General features: G+C 68.3%; 24 protein-coding genes and 1 tRNA gene. 13 read left to right on the top strand and 12 right to left on the bottom strand.

Going from position 1 to position 26840, the window contains the following annotated elements:
• Positions 1-144 precede the first annotated feature (144 nt).
• Positions 145-227: transfer RNA gene (locus AAEX60_RS05185), tRNA-Leu, on the top strand.
• 130 nt (positions 228-357) lie between these two features.
• The gene (locus AAEX60_RS05180) at positions 358-990 is read left to right on the top strand and encodes an ANTAR domain-containing response regulator (RefSeq protein WP_342101656.1); all 633 of its coding nucleotides are present in this window, start codon (positions 358-360) and stop codon (positions 988-990) included.
• A 424-nt stretch (positions 991-1414) separates the two neighbouring features.
• On the opposite strand, the gene AAEX60_RS05175 is transcribed toward AAEX60_RS05180, so the two are convergent.
• Positions 1415-1822, bottom strand: a complete 408-nt coding sequence (locus AAEX60_RS05175; RefSeq protein ID WP_342101655.1) for a PaaI family thioesterase — start codon at positions 1820-1822, stop codon at positions 1415-1417.
• A 61-nt stretch (positions 1823-1883) separates the two neighbouring features.
• On the opposite strand from AAEX60_RS05175, the gene polA reads away from it, so the two are divergent.
• Complete coding sequence (gene polA / locus AAEX60_RS05170) at positions 1884-4595, top strand: DNA polymerase I (protein ID WP_342101654.1); 2712 nt, start codon at positions 1884-1886, stop codon at positions 4593-4595.
• 1 nt (position 4596) lies between these two features.
• Here the strand turns inward: polA and AAEX60_RS05165 are convergent, their stop codons facing one another.
• Entirely contained in the window at positions 4597-5409 is an 813-nt protein-coding gene (locus AAEX60_RS05165) for a class F sortase (RefSeq protein ID WP_342101653.1), read from the bottom strand.
• A 285-nt stretch (positions 5410-5694) separates the two neighbouring features.
• On the opposite strand from AAEX60_RS05165, the gene rpsA reads away from it, so the two are divergent.
• From rpsA to uvrB, 4 genes are all read left to right on the top strand, one after another.
• Positions 5695-7158 carry a 30S ribosomal protein S1 gene (gene rpsA, locus AAEX60_RS05160; protein WP_342101652.1) on the top strand — a complete coding sequence of 488 codons (1464 nt, stop codon included), beginning with the start codon at positions 5695-5697 and terminating at the stop codon, positions 7156-7158.
• A gap of 217 nt (positions 7159-7375) precedes the next feature.
• Positions 7376-8344 carry an alpha/beta fold hydrolase gene (locus AAEX60_RS05155; RefSeq protein WP_342101651.1) on the top strand — a complete coding sequence of 323 codons (969 nt, stop codon included), beginning with the start codon at positions 7376-7378 and terminating at the stop codon, positions 8342-8344.
• Between the two features lie 10 nt (positions 8345-8354).
• The gene (gene coaE, locus AAEX60_RS05150; RefSeq protein ID WP_342101649.1) at positions 8355-8978 is read left to right on the top strand and encodes a dephospho-CoA kinase; all 624 of its coding nucleotides are present in this window, start codon (positions 8355-8357) and stop codon (positions 8976-8978) included.
• A 34-nt stretch (positions 8979-9012) separates the two neighbouring features.
• Positions 9013-11106 (top strand): excinuclease ABC subunit UvrB, encoded by a 2094-nt coding sequence (gene uvrB, locus AAEX60_RS05145; protein ID WP_342101648.1) that lies wholly within the window; start codon positions 9013-9015, stop codon positions 11104-11106.
• 69 nt (positions 11107-11175) lie between these two features.
• On the opposite strand, the gene AAEX60_RS05140 is transcribed toward uvrB, so the two are convergent.
• The 8 genes from AAEX60_RS05140 to AAEX60_RS05110 all read right to left on the bottom strand — a co-directional run bounded on the left by AAEX60_RS05140 (position 11176) and on the right by AAEX60_RS05110 (position 16545).
• Positions 11176-12153 carry a TerC family protein gene (locus tag AAEX60_RS05140; RefSeq protein ID WP_342101646.1) on the bottom strand — a complete coding sequence of 326 codons (978 nt, stop codon included), beginning with the start codon at positions 12151-12153 and terminating at the stop codon, positions 11176-11178.
• Positions 12154-12351: 198 nt separating this feature from the next.
• A complete protein-coding gene (locus AAEX60_RS05135) occupies positions 12352-13602 on the bottom strand; it encodes an ATP-binding protein (RefSeq protein ID WP_342101644.1) in 1251 nt (416 codons plus the stop codon).
• Positions 13603-13653: 51 nt separating this feature from the next.
• Positions 13654-13773, bottom strand: coding sequence for a hypothetical protein (locus AAEX60_RS16395; protein ID WP_446721265.1), 120 nt, complete (start codon positions 13771-13773; stop codon positions 13654-13656).
• Between the two features lie 120 nt (positions 13774-13893).
• Entirely contained in the window at positions 13894-14454 is a 561-nt protein-coding gene (locus AAEX60_RS05130; RefSeq protein ID WP_342101643.1) for a DUF6434 domain-containing protein, read from the bottom strand.
• Positions 14454-14891: a type II toxin-antitoxin system VapC family toxin gene (locus AAEX60_RS05125; protein ID WP_342101642.1), complete on the bottom strand. Its 438-nt coding sequence runs from the start codon at positions 14889-14891 to the stop codon at positions 14454-14456. The genes AAEX60_RS05130 and AAEX60_RS05125 overlap by 1 nt, the downstream gene beginning before the upstream one ends.
• Positions 14888-15121 carry a type II toxin-antitoxin system Phd/YefM family antitoxin gene (locus tag AAEX60_RS05120; RefSeq protein ID WP_342101641.1) on the bottom strand — a complete coding sequence of 78 codons (234 nt, stop codon included), beginning with the start codon at positions 15119-15121 and terminating at the stop codon, positions 14888-14890. Before AAEX60_RS05120 ends, AAEX60_RS05125 begins: the two co-directional genes overlap by 4 nt.
• A 36-nt stretch (positions 15122-15157) precedes the next feature.
• Positions 15158-15793, bottom strand: a complete 636-nt coding sequence (locus AAEX60_RS05115; RefSeq protein WP_342101640.1) for an MBL fold metallo-hydrolase — start codon at positions 15791-15793, stop codon at positions 15158-15160.
• Positions 15793-16545, bottom strand: a complete 753-nt coding sequence (locus AAEX60_RS05110; protein WP_342101639.1) for a maleylpyruvate isomerase family mycothiol-dependent enzyme — start codon at positions 16543-16545, stop codon at positions 15793-15795. Before AAEX60_RS05110 ends, AAEX60_RS05115 begins: the two co-directional genes overlap by 1 nt.
• 101 nt (positions 16546-16646) lie before the next feature.
• Between AAEX60_RS05110 and uvrA the strand changes: the two genes are divergently transcribed.
• Positions 16647-19637, top strand: coding sequence for an excinuclease ABC subunit UvrA (gene uvrA / locus AAEX60_RS05105; protein WP_446721264.1), 2991 nt, complete (start codon positions 16647-16649; stop codon positions 19635-19637).
• A gap of 82 nt (positions 19638-19719) precedes the next feature.
• Here uvrA and AAEX60_RS05100 read toward each other — a convergent pair whose 3' ends face one another.
• Both AAEX60_RS05100 and AAEX60_RS05095 read right to left on the bottom strand, forming a co-directional pair.
• A complete protein-coding gene (locus AAEX60_RS05100) occupies positions 19720-20118 on the bottom strand; it encodes a Rieske (2Fe-2S) protein (RefSeq protein WP_342101638.1) in 399 nt (132 codons plus the stop codon).
• Between the two features lie 34 nt (positions 20119-20152).
• Positions 20153-20554, bottom strand: a complete 402-nt coding sequence (locus AAEX60_RS05095) for a Rieske (2Fe-2S) protein (protein WP_342101636.1) — start codon at positions 20552-20554, stop codon at positions 20153-20155.
• A 131-nt stretch (positions 20555-20685) separates the two neighbouring features.
• Here AAEX60_RS05095 and uvrC point away from each other — a divergent pair, with 131 nt between their 5' ends.
• The 5 genes from uvrC (at position 20686) to gap (ending at position 26812) form a co-directional block, all read left to right on the top strand.
• Positions 20686-22662 carry an excinuclease ABC subunit UvrC gene (gene uvrC, locus AAEX60_RS05090; protein ID WP_342101635.1) on the top strand — a complete coding sequence of 659 codons (1977 nt, stop codon included), beginning with the start codon at positions 20686-20688 and terminating at the stop codon, positions 22660-22662.
• 8 nt (positions 22663-22670) lie between these two features.
• On the top strand, positions 22671-23558 hold the full coding sequence (rapZ, locus tag AAEX60_RS05085; RefSeq protein WP_342101634.1) for an RNase adapter RapZ: 888 nt from the start codon (positions 22671-22673) through the stop codon (positions 23556-23558).
• Positions 23555-24523, top strand: a complete 969-nt coding sequence (locus tag AAEX60_RS05080) for a gluconeogenesis factor YvcK family protein (RefSeq protein WP_342101633.1) — start codon at positions 23555-23557, stop codon at positions 24521-24523. The genes rapZ and AAEX60_RS05080 overlap by 4 nt, the downstream gene beginning before the upstream one ends.
• Before the next feature lie 93 nt (positions 24524-24616).
• Positions 24617-25603, top strand: a complete 987-nt coding sequence (gene whiA / locus AAEX60_RS05075) for a DNA-binding protein WhiA (RefSeq protein ID WP_342101632.1) — start codon at positions 24617-24619, stop codon at positions 25601-25603.
• Between the two features lie 204 nt (positions 25604-25807).
• Entirely contained in the window at positions 25808-26812 is a 1005-nt protein-coding gene (gene gap / locus AAEX60_RS05070) for a type I glyceraldehyde-3-phosphate dehydrogenase (protein WP_342101631.1), read from the top strand.
• Positions 26813-26840: the final 28 nt, after the last annotated feature.

Genomic DNA, 26840 nt, shown 5'->3' with positions numbered 1-26840 from the left:
CCCCCCCCCCCCCCCCCCCCCCCTACCCCCCCCCCCCCCCCCCCCTCCCCCCTCTCCCCCCCCCCCCCCCCCCCCCCCCCCCCCCCCCCCCCCCAGGCCGGGTGACCGGACGTCACAGAGTGTGGCAGAATTGGTCCGCCCCCAGCCCGGGTGGCGGAATGGCATACGCGGACGGCTCAAACCCGTCTGGTCTCACGACCGTAGGGGTTCGACTCCCCTCCCGGGCACAACTGGTGAATTCCCGTAGTCCTCGCCCACGGTTGAGGCATGTCTGGGAGACTGGGCATTGGGTAGAACCGCGACACGACGTAGTGTGAGCAAGAAACCAACGGTCAGACCATTGGGTTCCCCCGATTTTTGAACAGCACAACGCAAGGACGCACCGTGACCAACGAAGAAGAGAACAACAAGTCCCGTCCCCGCGTCCTGGTCGCCGAGGATGAGGCCCTGATCCGGATGGATCTCGTCGAGCTCCTCGGTGACGAGGGCTATGACGTGGTGGGACAGGCCGGTGATGGCGAGGAGGCCGTCGCGCTGGCCCGGGAACTGCAGCCCGACCTGGTGGTGATGGACGTCAAGATGCCGAAGATGGATGGCATCACCGCCGCCGAGCAGATCGCCGAGGAGCGGATTGCCCCCGTCGTGATGCTGACCGCCTTCAGCCAGCGTGACCTGGTGGAGCGCGCCCGCGAGGCCGGGGCCATGGCCTATGTGGTCAAGCCCTTCGACGCCTCCGACGTGGTGCCCGCCATCGAGATCGCGATCGGCCGTTTCCAGGAGATCCGTGCCGTCGAGGACGAGGTGGCCGATCTGGAGGAGCGGCTGGCCTCCCGCAAGGCCGTCGACCAGGCCAAGGGGATGCTGCAGGAAGGCCTGGGCCTCAGCGAGCCCGAGGCCTTCCGCTGGATCCAGAAGACCGCGATGGACCTGCGGATCAGCATGCGCGAGGTGGCCGAGAAGGTCATCGCCCAGGGCAAGGCCAAGAAGTAAGCACTGGGGGCATGCTGCCCCCAGACCCCCGGCATGGAGTGAGATTCTGCCCGGCAGTTCCACTTGGTGGGCTGCCGGGTTTCTCTTTTCTTGGAGTCGCTTCGCTCCGTCTGGTTTGTTCCGGGCAAGCGCACCGGCTCCTTCGTCGCCTGCTTGCCCGGGCTGCTCACGGCTCGTTCCTCACCGCTCGCAGCACGCTGGGGGCATGGTGCCCCCAGACCCCCGGCATGGAGTGAGATTCTGCCCGGCAGTTCCACTTGGTCGGCTGCCGGGTTTCTCTTTTCTTGGAGTCGCTTCGCTCCGTCTGGTTTGTTCCGGGCAAGCGCACCGGCTCCTTCGTCGCCTGCTTGCCCGGGCTGCTCACGGCTCGTTCCTCACCGCTCGCAGCGGACCCAGCCACGGTGGCCGAGCCTGTCGAGGCCTCTCAGGCCTGGCGCAGCAGACAGGTGATCCGGCCGGTGGCGGTGCGATTGCCCTGGTCATCGCTCAGTTCCACCTGGTAACTGGCCACACTCCGGCCACGGTGGATCGGCGTCGCGACGCCGTGCACCCGGCCCGCTGTGACGCCCCGGTGGTGGGTGATGTTCAGGTCAACCCCCACCGCGACCGCGTCCAGGGTGCGGGCATGCGCGTGCGCGGCCAGGGAGCCAAGGGTCTCCACCAGCGCCGCATTCGCCCCGCCGTGCAGCAGGCCGAAGGGCTGCGTGTTGCCCTCGACCGGCATCCGGGCCGCGACCCGCTCCGGGCCCAGCTCCAACAGCTCCACCCCCAGCTTGTCATCCAGCGGGCTGGTCAGGTCACGGGCCCAATCGGGCAGGTTCTCCCCATGCATGGCCGCCACCCTAGAGCAGCGAGCAGCGATTTTGTCGGTGGCGCCTACTAGAGTCGCTTGCGTGACTGACGACGTGACCGCTCGCCCCAAGCTCCTGCTGATCGATGGCCATTCGGTGGCCTATCGGGCCTTCTTCGCGCTGCCCGTCGAGAACTTCGCCACCAGCACCGGGCAGCACACCAATGCCGTCTACGGCTTCACGTCGATGCTGATCAACCTGCTGCGCGACGAGGCGCCCACCCACGCCGCAGTCGCCTTCGACCTGTCCCGGGTGAGCTTCCGAACCGAGAGCTACCCGGACTACAAGGGCACCCGGTCCGCCTCCCCGGAGGAGTTCAAGGGTCAGGTGGCCCTCATCCAGGAGGTGCTGACCGCCCTCAACATCCCCTTCGTCACCAAGGAGAACTACGAGGCCGACGACGTGATCGCCACGTTGTCCACCCAGGCCACCGCCCAGGGTTTCGAGACCCTCGTGGTCACCGGTGACCGGGACGCCATGCAGCTGGTGGATGAGCAGGTCACCGTGCTGTACCCGAAGAAGGGCGTGAGCGACCTGGCCCGGATGACTCCCTCGGCGGTGGAGGAGAAGTACCTGGTTCCACCGGCCAGTTATCCGGAGCTGGCGGCGCTGGTGGGGGAGACCAGCGACAACCTGCCCGGCGTGCCCGGCGTCGGCCCCAAGACGGCCGCCAAGTGGCTGGGCCAGTACGAAGGGCTGGAGAACCTGATCCGACGCGCGGACCAGGTGCCCGGCAAGGCCGGCCAGAGCTTCCGGGAGCACCTGGCCGACGTCCAGCGCAACCGGGAGCTGAATGCCCTGGTACGTGACCTGGAGCTGCCCGTCGGCCCGGCCGACCTGCAACGTCGGGACTGGAACCGGGAGGCCGTGCACGAGCTGTTCGACCAGCTGGAGTTCCGGGTGCTGCGGGACCGGCTGATCGAGACCTTCCCGGAGGACGAGGCCCCCGCCGAGGGAGGTTTCCAGCTGGCCGGGGAGATCCTGCAGCCCGGTGCGCTGGCCGGCTGGCTGGCCGACCACGGGCACGGCGAGGTCACCGGCATGGACATCGTCGGCCACTGGGGTTCCGGCAGCGGCGACATCACCGCCCTGGCCCTGGCCGCCGCCGACGGAGCCGCCTGCTGGTTCGGCACCGCGGACCTGCTGCCCGCCGACGACGCCGCGCTGGCCGCCTGGTTGGCGGACGGGGCGGTGTGCAAGGCGATCCACGAGGCCAAGGGGCCGATGCTGGCCGCCTGGGCCCGGGGCTGGGAGCTGCGCGGCGTCACTTGCGACACCCTGCTGGCCGCCTACCTGCTCAAGCCCGACCAGCGCACCTACGGCCTGGTCGACCTCACCCTGCGGCACCTCAAGCGGGAGCTGCGGGTCGACGTCGGGCAGGCCGACGAGCCGGCCGACCAGGAGTCCCTGTTCGAGCTGGGCGACGACGACTCCGGCAGCGAGGAGGCGGCGCAGGCCGCCATGGTGCGCGCCCGCGCCGTGATCGACCTGGCGCAGGCTCTCATCGCCGAGCTGGCGGCCCACGGCGGCGCCAGCCTGTTGGCGGAGGTGGAACTGCCACTGCTGGGCACCCTGGCCCGGATGGAGCGGCTGGGGATCGCCGTCGACGTGGACCACCTGGAGCGGCTGCGCAGCGACTTCGACGCCAAAGTGCTGGACGCGGAGCAGGCCGCCTACGAGACCATCGGCAAGAAGATCAACCTGGGTTCCCCCAAGCAGCTGCAGGGCGTGCTCTTCGATGAGCTGGACATGCCCAAGACCCGCAAGACCAAGAGCGGGTGGACCACGGACGCCGAGGCGTTGGAGGGGCTCTACGCCAAGACCGAACACCCCTTCCTGGAGCACCTGCTGGCCCACCGGGATGCCATCCGGCTGCGCCAGACCGTCGACGGCCTGCTGAAGAGCATCGCCGGCGACGGGCGGATCCACACCACCTATGTGCAGACCATCGCCGCCACCGGCCGGCTGAGCTCCACCGAGCCCAACCTGCAGAACATCCCGATCCGCACCGAGGCCGGCCGTCGGATCCGGGAGGTCTTCGTCGTCGGGCCGCAGCACGAGTGCCTGATGACCGCCGACTACTCCCAGATCGAGATGCGGATCATGGCGCACGTGTCCGGCGACGAGCAGCTGATCGAGGCCTTCCGCAGCGGGATGGACTTCCACTCGGTCACCGCCGCCAAGGTCTTCGACGTGCCCGCCGACGCGGTGACCGGGGAACAGCGCGCCAAGATCAAGGCGATGAACTACGGTCTGGCCTATGGGTTGAGCGCCTTCGGGCTGGCCAACCAGCTGGGGATCAGCAACAGCGACGCCAAGGCGTTGATGGAGGACTACTTCGCCAGCTTCGGCGGGGTGCGGGACTACCTGCAGGGCGTGGTGGCGCGGGCCCGCAAGACCGGCTACACCGAGACCCTGCTGGGCCGACGCCGCTACCTGCCCGACCTGAATTCCTCCAACCGGCAGCGACGGGAGATGGCCGAACGCGCCGCCCTGAACGCCCCGATCCAGGGATCGGCCGCCGACATGATCAAGGTGGCCATGCTGGACGTCGAGTCCGCGCTGGCCAGTCAAGGGTTGAAGAGCCGGATCCTGCTCCAGGTGCACGACGAGCTGGTGCTGGAGGTGGCCCAGGGGGAGCGCGAGGCCGTCGAGGCCCTGGTGCGGGACAAGATGGGTCACGCGATGGACCTCGACGTGCCGTTGGATGTCAGCGTCGGCACCGGCCGCAGCTGGCACGACGCCGCTCACTGAGTCAGGCGGCCAGCGGCTCCGCGTAGTAGACCACCCGGGAGTCCCAGAACTTGCGGGCCGCGTCCCAGTCCCAGCAGATCACGATGGCCAGCATCGGCTTGCCGCCGGTGTCGTAGACCGCAGTCGAGTTGGGGTCGTAGTCCTTGACCATCAGCTTGGTGGAGCTGGTGTAGCGGTAGCACAGGGTTTTGCCGGAGGCGTCGGTGAGCCGGATGATGTCGCCCTGCTTGAGCCCGGACTGCAGCGCATTGCCCAGGGCGCCACCCTTGTGGAAGGTGTGCGCGGTGAGCACCACCTTGCCCTTCCCGGAGCCCGGCTTGGGGCCGCCGTTGAACCAGCCAACGCTGAACGGCTGGCTGAAGGGCGGGGTGGCGATGCTGCCGTCGTCGGCCAGCCCCAGGCTGAGCACCGGCGAATCACTGGTGACCTGGCCCATGGTGACCTTGGTGGGCACCATCGGGGACATCTGTGTGGAGCAGCCCGCTGGCGCCGCACCCTTGGTGGCAGCAGAGTCCCCGTTGCTGCTGGCCGACGTCCCTGCCGCCCCGGAGCGGCTGGCGCTGCTCGACGCCGAAGCGCTCGACGTGGCACTGGCCGCGGAGGCGGAAGCGCTGGACGACGGTGAAGCGGGGGCCGGGGCGGTGGATGTGGGGGCGGCGGCGGGCTGACTGGGTTCGGCATCGCCCGGCGTGGCGCTGGTGCTGGCCGGGGCACCGGCATTCTGTCCCGACTCCAGCCCACGCCACCAGAAGACCAGGGCCACCAGCGCGAAGACCAGCGCCAGCACCGCCACCACCGGCCGATTACGTGGCATGGTTGAACCTCCCGTTGAACGCGGCAGGCCCCGAGCCCGGCCGTCCCAGCGAGCCTACCCAGCGTCGATGCACCCGAACGAAGGTCATGCGCAAACCCGGATTGACCCTTCAGCAGCCCGAAAGATAGGCTGTTGGGGCGCTGTGGTCTGCGCATCCTCGGACGGAGCAGGCTGTGCTCGTCGTGTCGTGTTCATTCGTCGGAACCTGGTTCCGGCCCGATCCTGGCCCGACGGAGGGCCACGGAGCATCCACGACACACAATTCCACTTACGGAGTCCTACTACATGACCTCCTCCACTGAGGCCTCTCCTCAGGTTGCCATCGACGATTTCGGTTCTCCCGAGGCCTTCATGGCCGCGATCGATGCCACCATCAAGTACTTCAACGACGGCGACATCGTCACCGGCACCGTCGTCAAGGTCGACCGTGACGAGGTTCTCCTCGACATCGGCTACAAGACCGAAGGCGTCATCCCCTCCAAGGAACTCTCCATCAAGCACGACGTCGACCCCTTCGAGGTGGTCAGCGTCGGTGATGAGATCGAGGCCCTGGTCCAGACCAAGGAGGACAAGGAAGGCCGCCTGATCCTGTCCAAGAAGCGCGCCCAGTACGAGCGCGCCTGGGGCACCATCGAGAAGATCAAGGAAGAGGACGGCGTCGTCACCGGCTCCGTCATCGAGGTCGTCAAGGGCGGCCTGATCGTCGACATCGGCCTGCGTGGCTTCCTGCCCGCCTCCCTGGTGGAGATGCGTCGCGTCCGCGACCTGCAGCCCTACGTCGGCCAGGAGCTCGAGGCCAAGATCATCGAGCTGGACAAGAACCGCAACAACGTGGTCCTGTCCCGCCGCGCCTGGCTGGAGCAGACCCAGAGCGAGGTTCGCCAGAACTTCCTCACCCAGCTGCAGAAGGGCCAGGTCCGCAAGGGCGTCGTGTCCTCCATCGTCAACTTCGGTGCCTTCGTGGACCTGGGTGGCGTCGACGGCCTGGTGCACGTCTCCGAGCTGTCCTGGAAGCACATCGACCACCCGTCCGAGGTCGTCGAGGTCGGCATGCCCGTCACCGTCGAGGTGCTGGACGTCGACATGGACCGCGAGCGCGTCTCCCTGTCGCTGAAGGCCACCCAGGAAGACCCGTGGCAGACCTTCGCCCGGATGCACCAGATCGGCCAGATCGTGCCCGGCAAGGTCACCAAGCTGGTTCCCTTCGGTGCCTTCGTGCGCGTCGAGGAGGGCATCGAGGGCCTGGTGCACGTCTCCGAGCTGGCCGAGCGCCACGTGGAGATCCCGGAGCAGGTCGTCACCGTCAACGACGAGGTCATGGTCAAGATCATCGACATCGACCTCGAGCGTCGCCGGATCAGCCTCTCGCTGAAGCAGGCCAACGAGGGTGTCGACATCGCCGCTGACGACTTCGACCCGTCGCTGTACGGCATGACCGCCAGCTACGACGAGAACGGCAACTACATCTACCCCGAGGGCTTCGATCCGGAGACCAACGAGTGGAAGCCGGGCTTCGAGGAGCAGCAGCGGGCATGGGAGGCGCAGTACGCCGAGGCCCAGGCCCGTTGGATGGCCCTGAAGAAGCAGGCCGAGGAGGCCGAGCAGGCCGACAAGAACGCTGCCGTGGAGTCCAGCTCCGCCGCGTCCTACTCCTCGTCGGCCCAGGCCGACGTCGAGCCGGAGGGTTCGCTGGCCTCCGACGAGGCGCTGCAGGCCCTGCGCGACAAGCTCTCGGGCGGCGCGAACTGACCCGCTGAGCAGCTTCGCTGAGCAACAGCCCAGGGGCTCCGACCACCAGGTCGGGGCCCTTGGCCTTTTCCCGGGCCTGCTGTCCGGCACCACCGCCTCACCCCCGGGGTGATCTTGGCTGGGAGCTGGCTGAAGCCGCCCCGAGCTGAAAGTTGGACGCCCGACCGGGGTTTACGCTCGGACTGTGTATCCCCCGATCTCCCCCCACGATCACGGGATGCTGCAGGTCAGCCATGGGCACCAGGTCTACTGGGAGTCCTCCGGCAATCCCTCCGGCATACCCGTCCTCTATCTCCACGGCGGCCCCGGCGGCGTTCTCCGGGATGGCTATCGACGCAAGTTCAACCCCGACGTCTATCGGATCATCGGCCTGCAGCAGCGCGGCGCCGGGCGCAGCACCCCCCATGCCGCGTCCCCCGAGCACGACCCGCAGACCAACACCACCACCCACCTGCTGGCCGACATCGAGGCCCTGCGCACCCACCTGGGCATCGACCGCTGGCTGGTGTGCGGCGTCTCCTGGGGTTGCACCCTGGCGCTGCACCACGCGCTGGCCCAGCCCGAGCACGTCCTCGGCCTGGTGCTGGTGGCCGTGACCACCACGAGCCCGGCGGAGGTGGCCTGGATCACCGAGGGCGTCCAGACGCTCTACCCGGAGGCCTGGGACCGGCTGGCTGGCCTGCTGGAGGAGCGCACCGACTGGCGGCGCGGCTCGCGCCCGCTGATCGACGCCCTGGCCGAGCAGCTGACCGGCGCCGGCCAGGAACTGCGCGCGGAGCTGGCCGTGGCGTGGATGGCCTGGGAGGACTCCCACATCCAGATCGGCCTGCCCGCCGAACAGCTGCGGCCCGTCGGGCTGTGCGAGCAGCCGATTGCGGAGCAGATTGCGTTGACCAGCCTGGTCAGCCACTACTGGACCCACCACGCCGCGCTGGATCCCGCCTGGGTGCCCGAGGGTGGGCTGCAGGGGCGGCTCGGGGAACTCGCCGGCCTGCCGATCTGCATGATCCACGGCCGACGCGACGTCTCCGGCCCGGTCAGCATCCCGTGGGCGGTCAAGGGCGCGCTGCCCGGGGCCGAGCTGCACATCGTCGAGTCCGAGGGCCACGGTGGTGAGCAGATGATGGAACTGTGGTGCCGGGCCACCGACTCCTGGGCCGCGCGGCAGGACTTCACCCTGGTCTAGGCTCGTCGGCATGATCAGGATTGGGCTCACCGGCGGCATCGCCTCGGGAAAATCGGCCGTGGGTGCCGAACTGACCAGACTGGGTGCGCTGGTGGTGGACTCCGACCAGCTGGCCCGCGACGTGGTGGTGCCAGGCAGCTCCGGCCTGGCCGCCGTCGTGGAGCGCTTCGGCGACGGTGTGCTGCAGCCCGACGGCAGCCTGGACCGGCCCGCCCTGGGCCGGATCATCTTCGGCGACGACCAGGCCCGTCGGGACCTGAACGCCATCATCCATCCCCGGGTGCGGGCCACGGCCCGGGCGATCGAGGACCTGGTGGATGACCCCTACCTGATCGTGGTGCACATGATCCCGCTGCTGGTGGAGACCGGGCAGGCCAACGCCTTCGACTCACTGGTGGTGGTGGATACCGACGAGGACACCCAGCGGGAGCGGCTGATGGCCCGCAACGGCCTCTCGGCCGACGAGGCCCAGGCCCGGATCGACGCCCAGGCCTCCCGCGCCGACCGGCTGCGGGTGGCGGACTTCGTGATCCGCAACGACGCCGGCCTGGCGGAGCTGGCCGAGCGCACCCACGCCGTCTGGCACGAGCTGCTCAAGCTGCGCGGCCAGCAGGGCGACGGCTGCGGCTGCTGATCTTTTGTCGGAGGCTGCTTGTAGCCTTCAGGACATGCGCGCAGTAGACGAGATCCAACGGGTGGTGGCCCCTTTCACCATGCAGGCCGGCTTCGAGCCGTCGGGGGACCAGCCGGCCGCCATCGACGAGCTGGAACGCCGGATCCGGGCCGGTGAGCAGGACGTGGTGCTGCTGGGCGCCACCGGCACCGGCAAGACCGCCACCGTCGGTTGGCTGACCGAACGGCTGCAGCGGCCGGTGCTGGTGATGCAGCCCAACAAGACCCTGGCGGCGCAGTACGCCAACGAGCTGCGTCAGTTCTTCCCGGACAATGCGGTGGAGTACTTCGTCAGCTATTACGACTACTACCAGCCCGAGGCCTATGTGCCGCAGACGGACACCTACATCGAGAAGGACTCGTCGCTGAACGAGGAGGTGGAGCGGCTTCGGCACTCCACCACGGCCTCGCTGCTCACCCGGCGCGACGTGATCGTGGTGGCCACCGTGAGCGCCATCTACGGCCTGGGCACGCCGGAGGAGTACGTGGACCGGATGGTCCGGCTGAAGGTGGGCCAGGAGTACGAGCGGGAGGCGCTGCTGCGGCGGCTGGTGGAGATCCAGTACGCGCGCAATGACCTGGCCGGCACCCGCGGCACCTTCCGGGTGCGGGGGGACACCCTGGAGGTCTTCCCGATGTATGAGGAGAATGCCGTCCGGATCGAGTTCTTCGGCGACGAGATCGAGGCGCTGAGCACCATGCACCCGCTGACGGGGGAGGTGCTGACCACGGACCAGGAGATGTACATTTTCCCGGCGACGCACTATGTGGCCGGCCCGGAGCGGATGGAGCGGGCCATCGTCGGGATCGAGGCCGAGCTGGCTGGCAGGCTGGACGAGCTGCACAAGCAGAACAAGCTGCTGGAGGAGCAGCGGTTGCGGATGCGCACCAACTACGACATCGAGATGATGCGCCAGATTGGCACCTGTTCCGGGATCGAGAACTACTCCCGGCACATGGACGGCCGCCAGGCCGGCGAGCCGGCGCACACCCTGCTGGACTTCTTCCCGTCGGACTTCCTGCTGGTGATCGACGAGTCCCACGTCACAGTGCCGCAGATCGGTGGGATGTACGAGGGCGACGCCAGCCGCAAGCGCACCCTGGTGGAGCACGGTTTCCGGCTGCCGAGCGCGCTGGACAACCGGCCGCTGCGCTTCGAGGAGTTCGTGGAGCGGATCGGGCAGACCGTCTACCTGTCCGCCACCCCCGGCGACTACGAGATGGCGCGCTCCGACGGCTTCGTGGAGCAGATCATCCGGCCCACCGGCCTGGTGGACCCGGAGATCATCGTCAAACCCACCAAGGGGCAGATCGACGACCTGATGGGCGAGATCACGCTGCGGGCCGCCAAGGACGAGCGGATCCTGGTCACCACGCTGACCAAGAAGATGGCCGAGGACCTGACCGACTACCTGATGGAGAACGGGGTGCGCACCCGCTACCTGCACTCCGAGGTGGACACCCTGCGCCGGGTGGAGCTGCTGCGCGAGCTGCGGATGGGGGAGTACGACGTGCTGGTGGGCATCAACCTGCTGCGCGAGGGCCTGGACCTGCCCGAGGTGAGCCTGGTGGCCATCCTGGACGCCGACAAGGAGGGCTTCCTGCGCTCCGACCGGTCCCTGATCCAGACCATCGGCCGCGCGGCCCGCAATGTCGACGGCCAGGTGCACATGTACGCGGACAAGATCACCCCGTCGATGGAACGGGCGATCGACGAGACCAATCGCCGCCGGGCCAAGCAGATTGCCTACAACACCGAGCACGGGATCGACCCGCAGCCGCTGCGCAAGAAGATTGCCGACATCACCGACATGCTGGCCCGCGAGGATGCCGACACCAGGGCCCTGGTGGACAAGGCCCAGCCCAAGGGCCGCAAGCCCAGCTCTCCGGTGCCCGGGGTGGCGGACAAGGCCCGCGGGCTGGACACGTCGACGATGGCGGTCAGCGAGCTGGCGGACCTGGTGCAGGAGCTCACCGACCAGATGCACACGGCCGCCACGGAGCTGCAGTTCGAGTTGGCGGCCCGGCTGCGCGACGAGATCGGGGACCTGAAGAAGGAGCTGCGGGCCATGATCGAGGCCAACAAGTAGCTGGGGCCGACGACAGAGCCCCGCCCACCAGTGGTGGGCGGGGCTCTGCGGTGCAGGGGAGAACGGGGCTCAGTGCATCGCCTCGATCTCCTCCTCGGTCATGCCACGGGTCTTCATCAGGCTGGCCACCGTGGTCAGGATCAGGGTGGCCACGATCACGCCCAGGCTGACCTCGATGTTGATCTCGGCCCAGCTGCCCACCAGGTGGTAGTGGTGCGCGGCGTGCAGCACCAGCTTGATGCCGATGAAGCCGAGGATCACCGACAGGCCGATCGGGAGGTAGACCAGCTTGGTGAGCAGGCCGCCGATCAGGAAGTACAGCTGGCGCAGGCCCATCAGGGCGAAGACATTGGCGGTGAAGACCAGGTAGGGCTCCTGGGTCAGGCCGTAGATGGCCGGGATGGAGTCCAGCGCGAACAGGATGTCGGTGGAGCCCAGCGCCACGATCACCAGGAACATCGGGGTGAACAGCTTCTTGCCGTCGATCTTCACCAGGCTCTTGGTGCCCTGCCATTCGTCGACGAAGGGCAGCGTGCGCTTGACCCAGCGGATCAGCATGTTCTCCGTGGCCTCGTCGTCATGGTCATGCTGGAAGTAGTCCTTCACCAGATCCAGCGCGGTGTAGAGCAGGTAGGCGCCGAAGATGAAGAAGACCCACGCGGCGGCCTCGATCATGGACTTGCCCAGCGCGATGAAGATGCCGCGGAAGACCAGGGCCAGGATGATGCCCACCAGCAACGCATACTGCTGCAGGTGCCGGGGCACCTTCATCTTGGCCATGATGATGATGAAGATGAACAGGTTGTCCAGACTGAGGCTGTACTCGGTCAACCAGCCGGCGAAGAACTCCTTGCCGTACTGCGGGCCGGAGAAGTAGGTCACGCCGATCCCGAACAGGATCGCCAACCCGACGAAGACGCCGACGAAGATGCTGCATTCCTTCATCGACGGCTCGTGCGGCTTGCGGCCGATCACGAAGATGTCCACGAGGAGCACGGCGCTCATCACGCCAATGGTGATCAACCACGTGTAGAGATGAATATTCATCCAGACCCTTTCCAGGTGTGCAGGGATTGCTGGAGGTCTCTTCCGCCACATTCGTGGCCGCAGGCCGGACACCCTGGCGGGGCGTCGTGATGACGACTCTGCTGATTGGGGAGTACTCCCCTCCAGAGACAATTGTCACATGGACGGCGCGGATGCACCCAATCACCGCGGGAAATCGGTGGGGCCAACCCGCTGCTCTCAGGGGCCCAGCAGGGCCAGCGGGACCACCGCCACGCCGTCGGCGCGCCGGTAGCTGTGGGTGCCGGTGGTGACCACAACCAGGTCCACCACATCGCCCGGTAGCTGGTCCCGGAGCCAGTGCAAGTGTCTGACATCGGAATCCGTGGCGTCTGCGCTGAGCTTGACCTCGATCCCGAGGACCTGCCCCTCGTCGCCCTCCACCACGAGATCCACTTCATGGTCTCCATTCCTGGTCCGCAGGTGTCCGACGCGTGCTTGTGAGCGTTGAGCCATGACCCGGATGGAGAGCGTCACCAAGGCCTCGAAGAGTGGCCCGAACAAGTGAGCTCCCTTGGGGGACAGCAGGGTTCGAGCCGGGACATTGAGCAGTCGTGCAGCCAGAGCCGGGTCGGCCAGATGGTGTTTCGGGGCCTGTTGCAGCCGGGCCATTGGACTCCGACTGTGACTCCAGCCAGGTAGCGGATCCAGCAGCCAGAGCTGGGTCAGATGGTCTCGGTAGGCGATGGTGGTGGATTTGGCTGGCTGAGACCCGTCGCCAGCCGTGGTCAGGTCAAGCATCTTGCTGTAGGCCGTTGTCGTCGCTGTGGCAGCCGCGTAGGCGTTCAACCAGCGACGCAGAGTCTCGGGGCGTCTCACGGTCAAGCCGAGGTCGGGCAGGTCCCGGTCAATCACACGGAGGAGGTAGGCATCCAGGTGTGCGGGTCGCAACCGCGGCGGCTGATTCATGATGCCGGGAAAGCCGCTGTCCGTGATCGCATGCGCGTAGTCCGTCAAGTTGACGGATGTCGTGCCGAGGATGTCCTCGGCCTTGCCTGCCAGCAGGTCATCGAACGAGATGCTGGGCGTGGTATTCGCCCGCTCGTGGAATGCCATGGGCCGCATCCGGAGAGACAGGATACGGCCGGCCCCGCTGTGAGTCCCAGCAGCATCCCGTGGTGTCGCGCTTCCAGTCAGCAGGAAACGGCCCGGAGGGGCCCCATGATCCACAGCCCGTCGAATGCGGTCCCAGACCTCCGGAGCCCGCTGCCACTCATCCAGGAGAATCGTGCCCGGAGGTGTCGCCTGGAAGGTTGGATCTCCTGCCAAGCGTTGCCGGTGGCTGTCCTGATCCAGAAAATAGGCCGTGGTGCACCGACGTTCTGCGGTGGCCGTCTTGCCGACTCCCTTGGGGCCGTCCAGGGCCAGGGCAGGGGCCATGGCGAGCAGGTCATCCAGCTCATCATCGACGGTTCGGCGACGGTATCCCATGCCGTCTACGCTACCTTTAGCAGAAGAGTTACGCTACCTTTAGCAGAAGAGTTACGCTACCTTTAGCACGGCCTTGTGGGCTGGTTGCAGAGCCCACCAGCCGCGCTGGCGCCACTCGTCGAGGTGGGGTCGTTCCGCCCCAGCGTGGTGGGCTTCCCGTGACCGGGCCAGACCACCGTGTCGTCGTCGAAGACGTCGAAGAGTTGGCTGGTCACGCCGTCCAGCAGGCTGGTGAAGTCCTCGGGGCTGCCGGTCTTGCCGACGCCGCCGGGGGAGAGCAGCGGGCGACGATCAGATGCGGTCGCGCTCGTCGACGGGGAGAGAACGGTATGTCTGCCACGCAGCGAGCAACTCATCTGGTGAACCGCCTGGACGGTCGGCGTGCCAGGCTCGAGTGAAGCGGTTGTACTCGAACTGCTCGCCGATCGACGTGCCACCCTGGTCGCGGGTGCCGCGGTAGTGCTCAAGCGCATCATTCAGAGTCTGGTTGCCGTCGGTTGCGGCAAAGAACTCCCGCATGGCGGCGTCGAAGTGGAAACCTTCACCCACCTGAGCGACGAACCAAGCGCGGACGAGCTGGCTGCATCGCTGGCCGCGAGGGATGATCGTGTCACCGGTGAGCGGGCCCGAGAGCTGCGCTGCGACGAGAACTCGAGGTGAGGCTGGTTCGTCGAAGGGGAGGCCGTCGAGTGCGGCGGCAATCCGCTGCGTGAGCAGTGCTTTGCTCCCGGTTGCGCGGATCCCCAGCGTGTGGGCGAAATCGATGAGCTCATCCTTGAGCCAGTACCACCGCAGGAACTCGTCTCCCGTGAGGTCTTGGGTGAGCGAGGGGCGAGGGTCGTGTGCGTCCATCACTCTTGCTCCGTCGACGTGGCCGCGCCGGCACGCCGAACCGGGCGAAGATCCAGCCCCCCGATGTGGGCAAAGTCATCGGGGTTCGCGGTGTGCAGCGGGATGTCTTGCGAGATCGCCACCGCGGCAATGAGAGCGTCATACCCACGCGCGGCCGGCTTGCGCCCCGAGGCGCGCAGGGATGCCGCCACTGCGCCAAAGGCACGTGCAGCAGCGGCGTCGAAGGGGAGGGGATCGAACGATGCCTCCGCCAGTTGCAGCACCTGCTGCCGACGTGCTCGTTCTGACGGGTCGGTGGAGACAAGCGGACCGACGGACAGCTCCGCGAGAGTGATCGTGCTGATGATCGGCACCTCAGGGAGGTCATCGGGAGAAACGCGGGCGAGGTCGATCACGAGATTCGTGTCGAGGAGGCCAGTGCCCTCTGTCGCGGTCACAGCGACCAGTCCAGCATGTCGTCGACGTCGTGCCGGAACTGCTCACTGTCAATCGGGGGGAGTGTCGCCCACCGCTTCAGCAGTTGGTCCCGGTGCAGTGGAGTGCGGCGCAGGGGTACGACCTCAGCCACGGGCTCGCCGTCCTTGGTGACCACGACGCTCTCACCCTGCTGCACTCGCCTCAGCAGGGCGGCACTGTTGTTGCGCAGATCGCGAACGGGGACACTCATGTACGGATCGTATCACCCGTGATACGGGTTGGCCTGTCACCAGCCGCGCTGGCGCCACTCGTCGAGGTGGGGCCGTTCCGCCCCCAGCGTGGTGGGCTCCCCGTGACCCGGCCAGACCACCGTGTCGTCGTCGAAGATGTCGAAGAGCTGGCTGGTCACGCCGTCCAGCAGGCTGGTGAAGTCCTCGGGGCTGCCGGTCTTGCCGACGCCGCCGGGGAACAGGGAATCGCCGGTGAACAGCTGCACCGGGGACGCGTCGGGACGGACCACGACGGTGATCGAGCCGGGGGTGTGGCCCACCAGCCCGATGATTCCGAAGCGGTGCTGGCCCAGGGCCAGCTGGTCGCCGGTCCACAGTGGTTCGCAGGGCACGCCGGTGGCGGCGGTGATCGCCTCCGCGTCGGGACGTCCGCAGACGGTCTGTGCGCCCGTGGCGCCGGCCAGCTCGGCCAGGGCGCCGATGTGGTCGTGGTGACGGTGGGTGGTGAGGATGGTCTCCACGGTCACGTCGGCCACCAGCTCCCGCAGCACGTCGGGCTCGGCGGCGGCGTCCACCAGGAGGGCGCGGCCCTCGGCGTCACTCACCAGGTAGGCATTGTTGGACATCGGACCCACCGCCACGTGGCGCAGGGTGAGGCCGGGAGCCAGGTGGACGGTCTTGATCTCGGGCATCACAACTCCGGAAGGGTCAGGCCGTCGGCGCCCCCGAGCGAGTCGGCGGGGCCGCGGCTGGTGAGCCAGCCGAGCAGGCTGGCGTCGGTGCCATGCACCAGATGGGCTTCGTGGCCGGCCGGTGGCGGTGCCCCGATGGTGGCCTGGAAGCCGGAATCGCTCATCAGGTGCAATGCCGGGAAGTCCGGCCGTTCGCCGATCCGTTGGCAGTTCCACTCCAGCAGCCAGCGGGCGATGTCGGCGTCCACGTGGGCGGCGGTGAATCCGTGGTCCAGGTCGATCCGGTGCAGCACCACCTCGTTCAGCCGGGCCACCATCAGGTGCGGGGCCGGCATCCGGAAGCAGGGGCCCAGCTCCACCACGTCGACCCGGCCGGATTCGGTCAGCCGGGTGAAGGCCTGGTTGAGCTGACCGGCCGAGGTGTCCAGGTCAATCTGCAGCTCCAGCGGCGCGCGGCGGGAGCCCACTTCCAGGTCCCGTCGCCGTTGGCGGGGGCTGGGGTAGAGCGGAGTGGGACGGTTGCCCAGTAGGCCCTCCACCACCTGCCGCATGGCGTCGGCATTGCGGGCCAGGTGGGTGGCAACGTGTGCCCGGGTCCAGCCGGGCAGCCGGCTGGGCTGCTGCCAGTCCTCGTCGGGGATGGAGATGGTGTCCCCCAGCAGCGCCTGGGTGGCCTCCAGCTTGCGTCGACGCAGGGTGGCCGTCGTCGCGCTGACCGGCAGCGGCAGCGGCGCCGGAGGCTCGGAAGTCATGGCACCAACCTAACCAACCGGGCAGGGCAAAGCCACCAGTGTGGACCCCGCCGGAACGTGCTGCGAAAAAACTGTCGGTGGCGCGTTCTACTCTGGACGACGTGAATGACCGACTGATCGTCCGAGGTGCCCGCGAGCACAACCTGCGCAATGTCTCGCTGGACCTGCCGCGTGATGCGCTGATTGTGTTCACCGGCCTGTCCGGCTCCGGCAAGTCCTCGCTGGCCTTCGACACCATCTTCGCCGAGGGGCAGCGGCGCTATGTGGAGTCGCTGAGCGCCTATGCCCGGATGTTCCTGGGGCAGATGGACAAGCCGGACGTCGACTTCATCGAGGGGCTGTCCCCGGCGGTGTCGATCGACCAGAAGTCCACCAGCCGCAATCCACGCTCGACGGTGGGCACCATCACGGAGGTCTACGACTACCTGCGCCTGATGTTTGCCCGGATCGGGCACCCGCACTGCCCGCAGTGTGGCGGGCCGATCAGCCGCCAGACACCGCAGCAGATCGTCGACCGGCTGATGGCCCTGGAGGAGGGCACCCGCTTCCAGGTGCTGGCCCCGGTGGTGCGCGGCCGCAAGGGGGAGCACGTCGACCTCTTCCGGCAGCTCTCGGCCGACGGCTACAGCCGCGTGCGGGTGGACGGCCAGGTGCACCAGCTGACCGACCCGCCGACGCTGGACAAGCAACGCAAGCACGACATCGACGTGGTGGTGGACCGGGTGGCGGTCAAGGAGTCCGCCAAGCGACGGATCACCGACTCCATCGAGACCGCGCTGCGGCTGGCCCAGGGTGTGGTGGGGGTGGACTTCGTCGACCTGGACGCCAAGGACCCCAAGCGGGAACGGCGCTATTCGGAGAGGATGGCCTGCCCCAATGAGCACGACATCTCGATCGAGGAGCTGGAGCCCCGGCAGTTCTCCTTCAACGGTCCGTGGGGTGCCTGCCCGGCCTGCACCGGCCTGGGCACCACGCACGAGGTGGATCCGGACCTGGTGGTGCCGGACCGGGGCAAGTCCCTGGCCGACGGGGCGATTGCGCCCTGGGCCAATGCGCACGTCGCGGCGCACTACGAGCACGTCTTCGACTCGCTGGCCAAGCAGCACGGCTTCAGTGTCCGGACCCCGTGGCAGGACCTGCCCGCCGCCGCCCAGGCGGTGCTCCTGCAGGGCGCCGGGGATCCGGTCTACGTCTCCTACCGCAACCGCTTCGGCCGCACCCGCACCTTCACCCAGAACTACGAGGGCGTGCTGCGCTATGTCCGGCGTCGCTTCGACGAGGCGGAGACCGACTCGGCCCGGGACCGTTGGGGCGGCTACCTGCGGGAGGTGCCCTGCCCGACCTGCGGCGGGGCGCGTCTCAAGCCCACCTCGCTGGCGGTCACCGTCGGCGGCAAGAACATCGCGGAACTGTCCGACCTGTCCATCCGGGAGGTTTCGGACTTCCTGGCCGGCCTGGAGATGACCCCGCGGGAGTCGCAGATTGCGGAGCGGCTGGTCAAGGAGATCAACGAGCGGCTGCGCTTCCTGCTGGACGTGGGCCTGGAATACCTCACCCTGTCCCGCTCTGCTGGCACCCTGTCCGGCGGCGAGGCACAGCGGATCCGGCTGGCCACCCAGATCGGCTCCGGCCTGGTGGGCGTGCTCTACGTCCTCGACGAGCCATCGATCGGCCTGCACCAGCGGGACAACCAGCGCCTGATCGAGACCCTGAAACGGCTGCGGGACCTGGGCAACACGCTGATCGTCGTGGAGCACGACGAGGACACCATCCGGGTGGCGGACTGGACCGTCGACGTGGGCCCCGGTGCCGGGGAGCACGGCGGGCACGTGGTGGTCTCCGGGCCGGTCAGCCAGTTGCTGGCCAGCGAACAGTCCATCACCGGCGCCTACCTGTCGGGCCGACGCTCCATCCCCCTGCCCGCCACCCGTCGGCCCGCCACCGGGCGGGCGGTGACGGTGCACGGTGCACGCCAGAACAACCTGCGGGAGGTGGACGTCGCCTTCCCGTTGGGGCAGTTCGTCGCGGTCACCGGGGTGTCGGGCTCCGGCAAGTCCTCGCTGGTCAACGGCATCCTCTACACGGCGCTGGCGCAGCGGCTCTACAAGGCCAAGGCGGTGCCGGGCAAGCACCGATCGATCAGCGGGATGGAGCACATCGACAAGATCATCCACGTCGACCAGTCGCCGATCGGGCGGACCCCGCGCTCCAACCCGGCCACCTACACCGGCGTCTTCGACAAGGTGCGGGCCCTGTTCGCGTCCACCCCGGAGGCCAAGGTGCGCGGCTACCAGCCGGGCCGGTTCAGCTTCAACATCAAGGGCGGCCGGTGCGAGCACTGCATGGGCGACGGCACCATCAAGATCGAGATGAACTTCCTGCCCGACGTCTACGTCCCGTGCGAGGTCTGCCACGGAGCGCGGTACAACCGGGAGACCCTGGAGGTGCACTACAAGGGCAAGACCATCGCCGAGGTGCTGGACATGCCGATCGAGGATGCCGCGGAGTTCTTCGGGGCCATCAGCGGCATCTCCCGCCACCTCAAGACCCTGGTGGAGGTGGGGCTGGGCTATGTCCGGCTGGGTCAGCCGGCCACCACCCTGTCTGGCGGCGAGGCGCAGCGGGTGAAGCTGGCCACCGAACTGCAACGTCGCTCCACCGGCCGCACCATGTACGTGCTGGACGAGCCCACCACCGGCCTGCACTTCGAAGACATCCGCAAGCTGCTGGGAGTGCTGGACAAGCTGGTTGACCAGGGCAATTCCGTGGTGGTGATCGAGCACAACCTGGACGTGATCAAGACCGCGGACCACGTGATTGACATGGGCCCGGAGGGCGGCTCCGGCGGCGGTCTGGTGGTGGCCGAGGGCACCCCGGAACAGGTCGCGGCCTGCGCCGAGAGCTACACCGGGCAGTTCCTGGCGCCGATCCTGAAGGGGCGCGAGGTCCCGGTGGGGGAGGTCACCGAGGCGCTGGTGGAAGCACCCGTCGCCACGAAGGCGGCGGCCAGGAAGACCACGGCCAAGAAGACGACCGCGAAGAAGGCCACGGCCAAGAAGACGACCGCGAAGAAGTCGGCGGCCAAGCGCTGACTGTGCTGGCCGGGACTCGACGGCCGCCCGTCACCAGGTCCAGGACCCCTCGACTGGCGGCCGCGTCTTGCGGGTCGTCGGCTCAGGCGCTGACGTTGACGGTGTCGCCCGCCAGCGTGGCGGTGGCCTTGCCCAGGCCCGCGGTGGCGGGGCCGCTCAGCCGTGAGCCATCGGCGGCGGAGAAGCGGGAGTTGTGGCAGGTGCACACGATCTCCGCCTTCTCCACCTGGCTGACCTTGCAGCCGGCGTGCGGGCAGAGCCGGGTGAAGGCCTTGTACTGCCCCGCGGTGGGCTGGCTGACGACGAAGTTGGAGTCCTCGATGATCTTGGCGCCGCCCACCGGCACGTCGGCGGCCTTGACCGATGTCGGGCCGGCCTTGACCTCTTCTGGCTTCGAGCAGCCGACCAGCGCACCCGCCCCGGTGGCGGCACCGGCCGCCAGGCCGGCGGTCTTCAGGACATCACGGCGGGAAGGGCTCATCATCTACTCCTAGTGCTTGGGCGTTGCCCCAAACCTACCCGTCGCTGACGGTGATCGTGTCTCCCTTCACCGTCGCGGTGGCCGCGGTCAGTCCCCGGTCCGCCGGGCCGCTCAACCGGGCCCCATCCGCGGCGGAGAACCGGGCGCCGTGGCAGGTGCAGATGATCTCGGCCTTCTCCACCTTGCTGACATCGCAGGCGGCGTGCGGGCAGGTACGGCTGAAGGCCTTGTACTGGCCGGCGGCGGGCTGGCTCACCACATACCGCGAACCCTCGATGATGGTCGCGCCGCCCACCGGCACATCGGCCGCCTTGACCTCGGCCGGGCCGGCCGCCACCTCCTCCGGGCTGGAACAGCTGGTCAGGGCAGTCGCGCCGGTGGCGGCGCCGGCCGCCAGACCCGCGGTCTTCAGCACGTCACGTCGGGTGGGCTTCATTGCTTCTCCTCACTCCTGGGGGCAGTGGGGACCAACCTAACCGACGCGCTCCCGGGCGTCGGCTCCCGGGGTCGCTCGGTCCGGGACGCCGCGGGCGCTTCCTGTCAGAGCCCCCTCCTAGACTGGCCCGCATGGCCGACCCGTCCACCTATCGCCCCAAGCCGGGGACCATCCCCACCGATCCCGGGGTCTACCGGTTCAGCGACGCGCACGGCCAGGTGATCTACGTCGGCAAGGCCAAGAACCTGCGGCAGCGGCTCAACTCCTACTTCGCGGACCCGGCCAACCTGCACTTCCGCACCCAGACCATGGTGCGCACCGCCGCCAAGGTGGAGTGGACAGTGGTGCAGAACGAGTTGGAGAGCCTGCAGCTGGAATACACCTGGATCCAGCAGTACGACCCGCGCTTCAACGTGAAGTACCGCGACGACAAGTCCTATCCCTGGCTCTGCCTGACCTGGTCCGACGAGTACCCGCGGGTCTTCGTCGGCCGGGGCAGCAAACGCAAGGGCTACCGCTACTTCGGGCCCTTCGGTCAGGCGTGGGCCATCCGGGAGACCGTCGACGCCCTGCTGCACGTCTTCCCGATGCGCTCCTGCAGCAATGGGGTCTTCAACAATGCCAAGGCGGCCGGCCGTCCCTGCCTGCTGGGCTACATCGGCAAGTGCTCCGCCCCGTGCGTCGGCAGGATCAGCCCCGAGGACCACCGGGAGCTGGTGGAGGACTTCGCCAGCTTCATGGCCGGACGCACCGGGCAGCTCACCCGCAAGCTGGAACGGCAGATGCTCGAGGCCTCTCGGGAGCTGGAGTTCGAGAAGGCGGCGGTGCTGCGGGACTCCCTGGCCGCGCTGAAGCAGGCCACCGAGCGGAATGCCATCGTGTTGGCCGACGGCACGGACGTCGACGTGATTGCCCTGGCTGAGGACCCGCTGGAGGTGGCGGTACAGATCTTCAATGTCCGGGCCGGCCGGGTGCGTGGCGAACGCGGCTGGGTGGCGGACCGGGCCGACGATGCCGGCACCGAGGAACTGGTGGAGCAATTCCTGCTGCAGATCTATGCCGACGCGGCGGCGGCCGACACCGAGCTGGCCAGCCACATCCCCAAGGAGATCCTGGTGCCGGTGATGCCCGCCTCGGGCGACGTGATGGCCCAGCTGCTGCGGGAACAGCGCATGGCCAATGTGAACCTGCACGTGCCGCAGCGCGGGGACAAGAAGGTCCTGCTGGACACCGTCGCCCGCAATGCCCAACAGGCGCTGCAACAACACAAAATGAAGCGGGCCAGCGACCTGTCCACCCGCAACCGTGCCCTGGAGCAGCTGCAGGAGACCCTGGAGCTGCCCACGGCCCCGCTGCGGATCGAGTGCTATGACATCTCCCACCTGCAGGGCACCGAGGTGGTGGGCTCGATGGTGGTCTTCGAGGACGGGCTGCCGCGCAAGAGCGAGTACCGGCGCTTCATCATCAAGTCCTTCGACGGCTCCGATGACCTGCGGGCCATGCGGGAGGTCCTGACCCGCCGGTTCAAGCGACTGCTGGATGACCGGGCCAGCATGAGCGCCGAGGCGGAGGGCGGCCCGGTGCTGGTGGACGCCACCACCGGTGCTCCACGCAAGTTCGCCTATGCCCCGCAGCTGGTGGTGGTGGACGGTGGCGCGCCCCAGGTGGCCGTCGCCGCCGAGGTGCTGCAGGAGCTGGGGCTGGCCGACGAGATCGCGCTGTGTGGGCTGGCCAAGCGGTTGGAGGAGGTGTGGATCCCGGACGACGAGTACCCCCTGATCCTGCCCCGCAGCTCGGAGGGGCTCTACCTGCTGCAGCGCCTGCGCGATGAAGCCCACCGTTTCGCCATCACCCATCACCGCGGCCGGCGCAGTCACGCCATGGTGGAGTCGGTGCTGGACGAGGTGCCGGGGCTGGGGGAGACCCGACGCAAGGCCCTGCTGAAGCACTTCGGCAGTCTGCGGAAACTACGGGCGGCCGGTGCGGAGGAGATCGCGCTGGTGCCCGGCTTCGGCCCCAAGCTGGCGCAGAATGTCGTCGACGCGCTGGGCGGCCAGCAGACGGGCGAGGCGATCAACATGACCACGGGTGAGGTGACTCCGCAATAATGGGCCCCGTGAGCACACCGAGCAGCGCCCAGACCGACGTCGTCAACCCCCGCCTGGTGATCATCACCGGGCTGTCCGGGGCGGGACGGCGCACCGCCGCGCATGCCATGGAGGACCTCGGTTGGTATGTGGTGGACAACCTGCCGCCGGCGCTGCTGTTCAACCTGGTGGACCTGGCCCGGCGCAACCGGATCGAGAAGCTGGCCGTGGTGCTGGACGTGCGCAGCCGCACCCAGTTCGACCAGCTGGGCACCATCTTCGCCCAGCTGGCGGAGCAGGGGATCGAGACCGAGATCCTCTACCTGGAGGCCGACGATGCGGCCATCGTGAAACGGCAGGAGTCCACCCGTCGGCCCCTGCCGCTGCAGGGCGACGGCCGGCTGATGGACGGGATCACCAAGGAACGCGCCATGCTGTCCACCCTGCGGGCCTCGGCGGACCTGGTGGTGGACACCACCAACATCAACGTGCACCAGCTGGGTGCCCGGGTGGCGCACGCCTATGGTGGCGACGACGGTGACCGGATCCGGGTGGCAGTGATGAGCTTCGGCTTCAAGAACGGCCTCCCGCTGGATGCGGACCTGGTGCTCGACGTGCGTTTCCTGCCCAACCCCCACTGGGTACCGGAGCTGCGGCCCCAGACCGGCCTGTCCGAGGCGGTCAGTGGCTATGTGCTGGCCCAGGACGGCGCCCTGGACTTCCTGGGCAAGCTGGAGGGCCTGTTCGAGACCATGGCCCCGGGCTACATCCGGGAGGGCAAGCGGCAGGTGACGGTGGCCATCGGCTGCACCGGCGGCAAGCACCGCTCCACCGCCATGAGCGAGGAGTTCGGCCGACGGCTGCGGGAGCGCGGGATCACCGTGACGGTGATGCACCGAGATCTGGGCAAGGAATGACCGCGGCACGGCGCCCGATCCGGGGGGAGACCCAGTACGGCCCCGCGGTGACCGCCCTGGGCGGCGGGCATGGCCTGTCCGCCAGTCTGAGCGCCCTGCGCCGGGTGACGGATCGACTGACCGCCGTCGTCACCGTCGCCGACGACGGGGGGTCCTCGGGCCGGCTGCGTGGCGAGTTCGACTGCCTGCCGCCCGGGGACCTGCGGATGGCGCTGGCCGCGCTGTGCGGCGACGACCACTCCGGCCGGCAGTGGGCCGACGTGCTGCAGTCCCGCTTCGGCGGCGGGGGCCCGCTGGGTGGGCATGCCGTCGGGAACCTGCTGATCCTGGGCCTGTGGCAGCACCTGGAGGATCCGGTGGCGGGCCTGGACCAGGTGGGGGAGTTGCTGCGCACCCGGGGCCGGGTGCTGCCGATGTCGCTCACCCCGCTGACCATCGCCGCGGACGTGATCGGGCTGGACCCCACCCGCCCGGACGAGACCTGCACCCTGTCCGGTCAGGCCACCGTCGCGAAGACCCGGGCCGAGGTGCAGAAGATCCGGCTGGAGCCGCAGGACGCGGCCGCCTGCCCCGACGCGCTGGAGGCGATCGCGGAGAGCGACTACGTGGTGCTGGGGCCCGGCTCCTGGTTCACCTCGGTGCTGCCGCACCTGCTGGTGCCGGAGCTGGCCCGGGCCATCGCCGAGTCTCCGGGTAAGCGGATCCTGACCCTGAACATCGCCTCGGCCGACGAGACCGACGGGTTCAGCGCCTCCCGGCACATCGAGCTGCTGGCCGAGCATGCGCCGAGTCTGCGGCTGGACGTGGTGATCGCGGACCAGAGCTTCGCCGACGAGCACCTGGACACCTATGTCCGCTCCCTCGGTGGGGAGTTGGTGGTGGCCGACGTGGCCATGCGGGACGGCTCCGCGCGGCACGACCCGCTGCGGCTGGCGTCGGTCTATGCGGATGTGATGGGCTGCTGAGGATCTGCCGCGGGGATGCCCGCGCGGCGCGAGGCGTGGTTGAATCTCTGTCTTGCCGGGCATTCCTGCCGGGCTGGGGAAGGAGGCCGCTGGATGGCCATGACACAGCAGGTGAAGGCGGAGCTGGCCAGCATCCGGGTGAGCAAGCCGTGCTGCCGTCGCGCCGAGGTGGCCAGCATGCTGCGCTTTGCCGGCGGTATCCACATCGTCAGCGGCCGGATCGTGGTGGAGGCCGAGTTTGACACCGGCGCCGCCGCCCGACGGCTGCGCACCGCCATCCAGGACCTCTACGGGTTCACCGCCGACATGATCCTGGTCAACGGCACCGGCATCCGGCGGGGCACCCGCTACCTGCTGCGGCTGGTGGCCGACGGGGAGTCCCTGGCCCGGCAGAGCGGCCTGACCGATTCCCACGGCCGGCCCGTGCGCGGGCTGCCCGCCATCGTGGTGGGCGGCGGCACCTGTTGCCAGGTGGCCGCCTGGCGGGGCGCCTTCCTGGCCCACGGCTCGCTGACCGAACCCGGCCGCTCGATGGCATTGGAGGTCACCTGCCCGGGCTCCGAGGCGGCCCTGGCGCTGGTGGGGGCGGCCCGTCGGCTGCAGATCGCCGCCAAGGCGCGGGAAGTGCGCACCGTGGACCGGGTGGTGATCCGCGACGGCGACGCGATTGCTGCGATGCTGACCCGGCTCGGCGCGCACGAGTCCCTGCTGGCCTGGGAGGAGCGTCGGATGCGACGCGAGGTGCGTGCCTCGGCCAATCGGCTGGCCAATTTCGACGACGCGAACCTGCGCCGCTCGGCCCGGGCGGCGGTGGCCGCGGGGGCCCGGGTGGAGCGCGCCCTGGAGATCCTGGGTGACGATGTGCCGGACCACCTGAAGGCGGCCGGGCTGTTGCGCTTGGAGCACAAGAACGCGTCGCTGGAGGAGCTGGGTCAGCTGCACACCCCGCCGCTCACCAAGGACGCCGTGGCGGGACGAATTCGTCGCCTGTTGGCCACCGCGGACAAGCTTGCAGCTGAACGCGGAATCCCTTCCACGGAGGCCAATTTGAGCCCTGAACTGCTGGACGGAGCCGATTAATCCGCTGCGGCTAGGGGTGCAGCATCCTACCGAGTGGTAATCACGACGTCGAGATGTGGTTCATTCCGCGTTCACCTGCGGTGATACCACCATGATGTGCGGTCTGCTCGCACGGCGTCGTGATCTATTCGTTAGACTCGGCAACGTCCGTACACGTCTCTGGACCACGTGCAGAGGCACTGAATATCTCGAAGGAGATAACGCATGACCGTCAAGGTTGGAATCAACGGCTTCGGCCGCATCGGCCGCAACTACTTCCGCGCTCTGATCGAGCAGGGCGCCGACATCGAGGTCGTTGCCGTCAACGACCTGACCGACAACAAGACCCTCGCCCACCTGCTGAAGTACGACTCGCTGATGGGCCGTTTCTCCGGTGAGGTCAGCTACGACGACGAGTACATCACCGTTGACGGCAAGAAGATCAAGGCCCTGGCCGAGCGCGATCCCAAGAACCTGCCCTGGGGCGACCTGGGCGTCGACGTCGTGATCGAGTCCACCGGCTTCTTCACCGACGCCGAGAAGGCCAAGGCCCACCTGGAGGGTGGCGCCAAGAAGGTCATCATCTCCGCCCCCGGCAAGAACGTCGACGGCACCTTCGTGATGGGCGTCAACGACAAGGACTACACCAACGAGATGAACATCATCTCGAACGCGTCCTGCACCACCAACTGCCTGGCCCCGCTGGCCAAGGTGCTGAACGACAAGTTCGGCATCGAGCGCGGCATCATGACCACCATCCACAGCTACACCGGTGACCAGCGCATCCTGGACGCCCCGCACAGCGACCTGCGTCGCGCCCGGGCCGCCGCGCTGAACATGATCCCCACCAAGACCGGCGCCGCCCAGGCCGTTGCCCTGGTCATCCCGGAGCTCAAGGGCAAGTTCGACGGCCTGGCCGTCCGCGTCCCCACCCCCACCGGCTCGCTGACCGACCTGACCTTCGAGGCCTCCAAGGAGTGCACCGTCGAGGAGATCCAGGCCGCCGTCAAGGAGGCTGCCGAGGGTGAGCTCAAGGGCATCCTGAAGTACACCGAGGACCCGATCGTCTCCACCGACATCGTCGGCGACCCGCACACCAGCATCTTCGATGCCACCCAGACCAAGGTCATCGGCAAGCTGGTCAAGGTCCTGTCCTGGTACGACAACGAGTGGGGCTACTCCAACTCGCTGGTCAGCCTGACCAACCTGGTCGGCTCCAAGCTGGCCTGATCGAAGTCCCGATCAAGATGTGACGGGG

Source organism: Luteococcus sp. H101 (assembly GCF_038433155.1).
GTDB lineage: Bacteria > Actinomycetota > Actinomycetes > Propionibacteriales > Propionibacteriaceae > Luteococcus.
The sequence above is the reverse complement of the archived record's forward strand: the minus strand, read 5'-3'. Positions and strand labels throughout refer to the sequence as shown.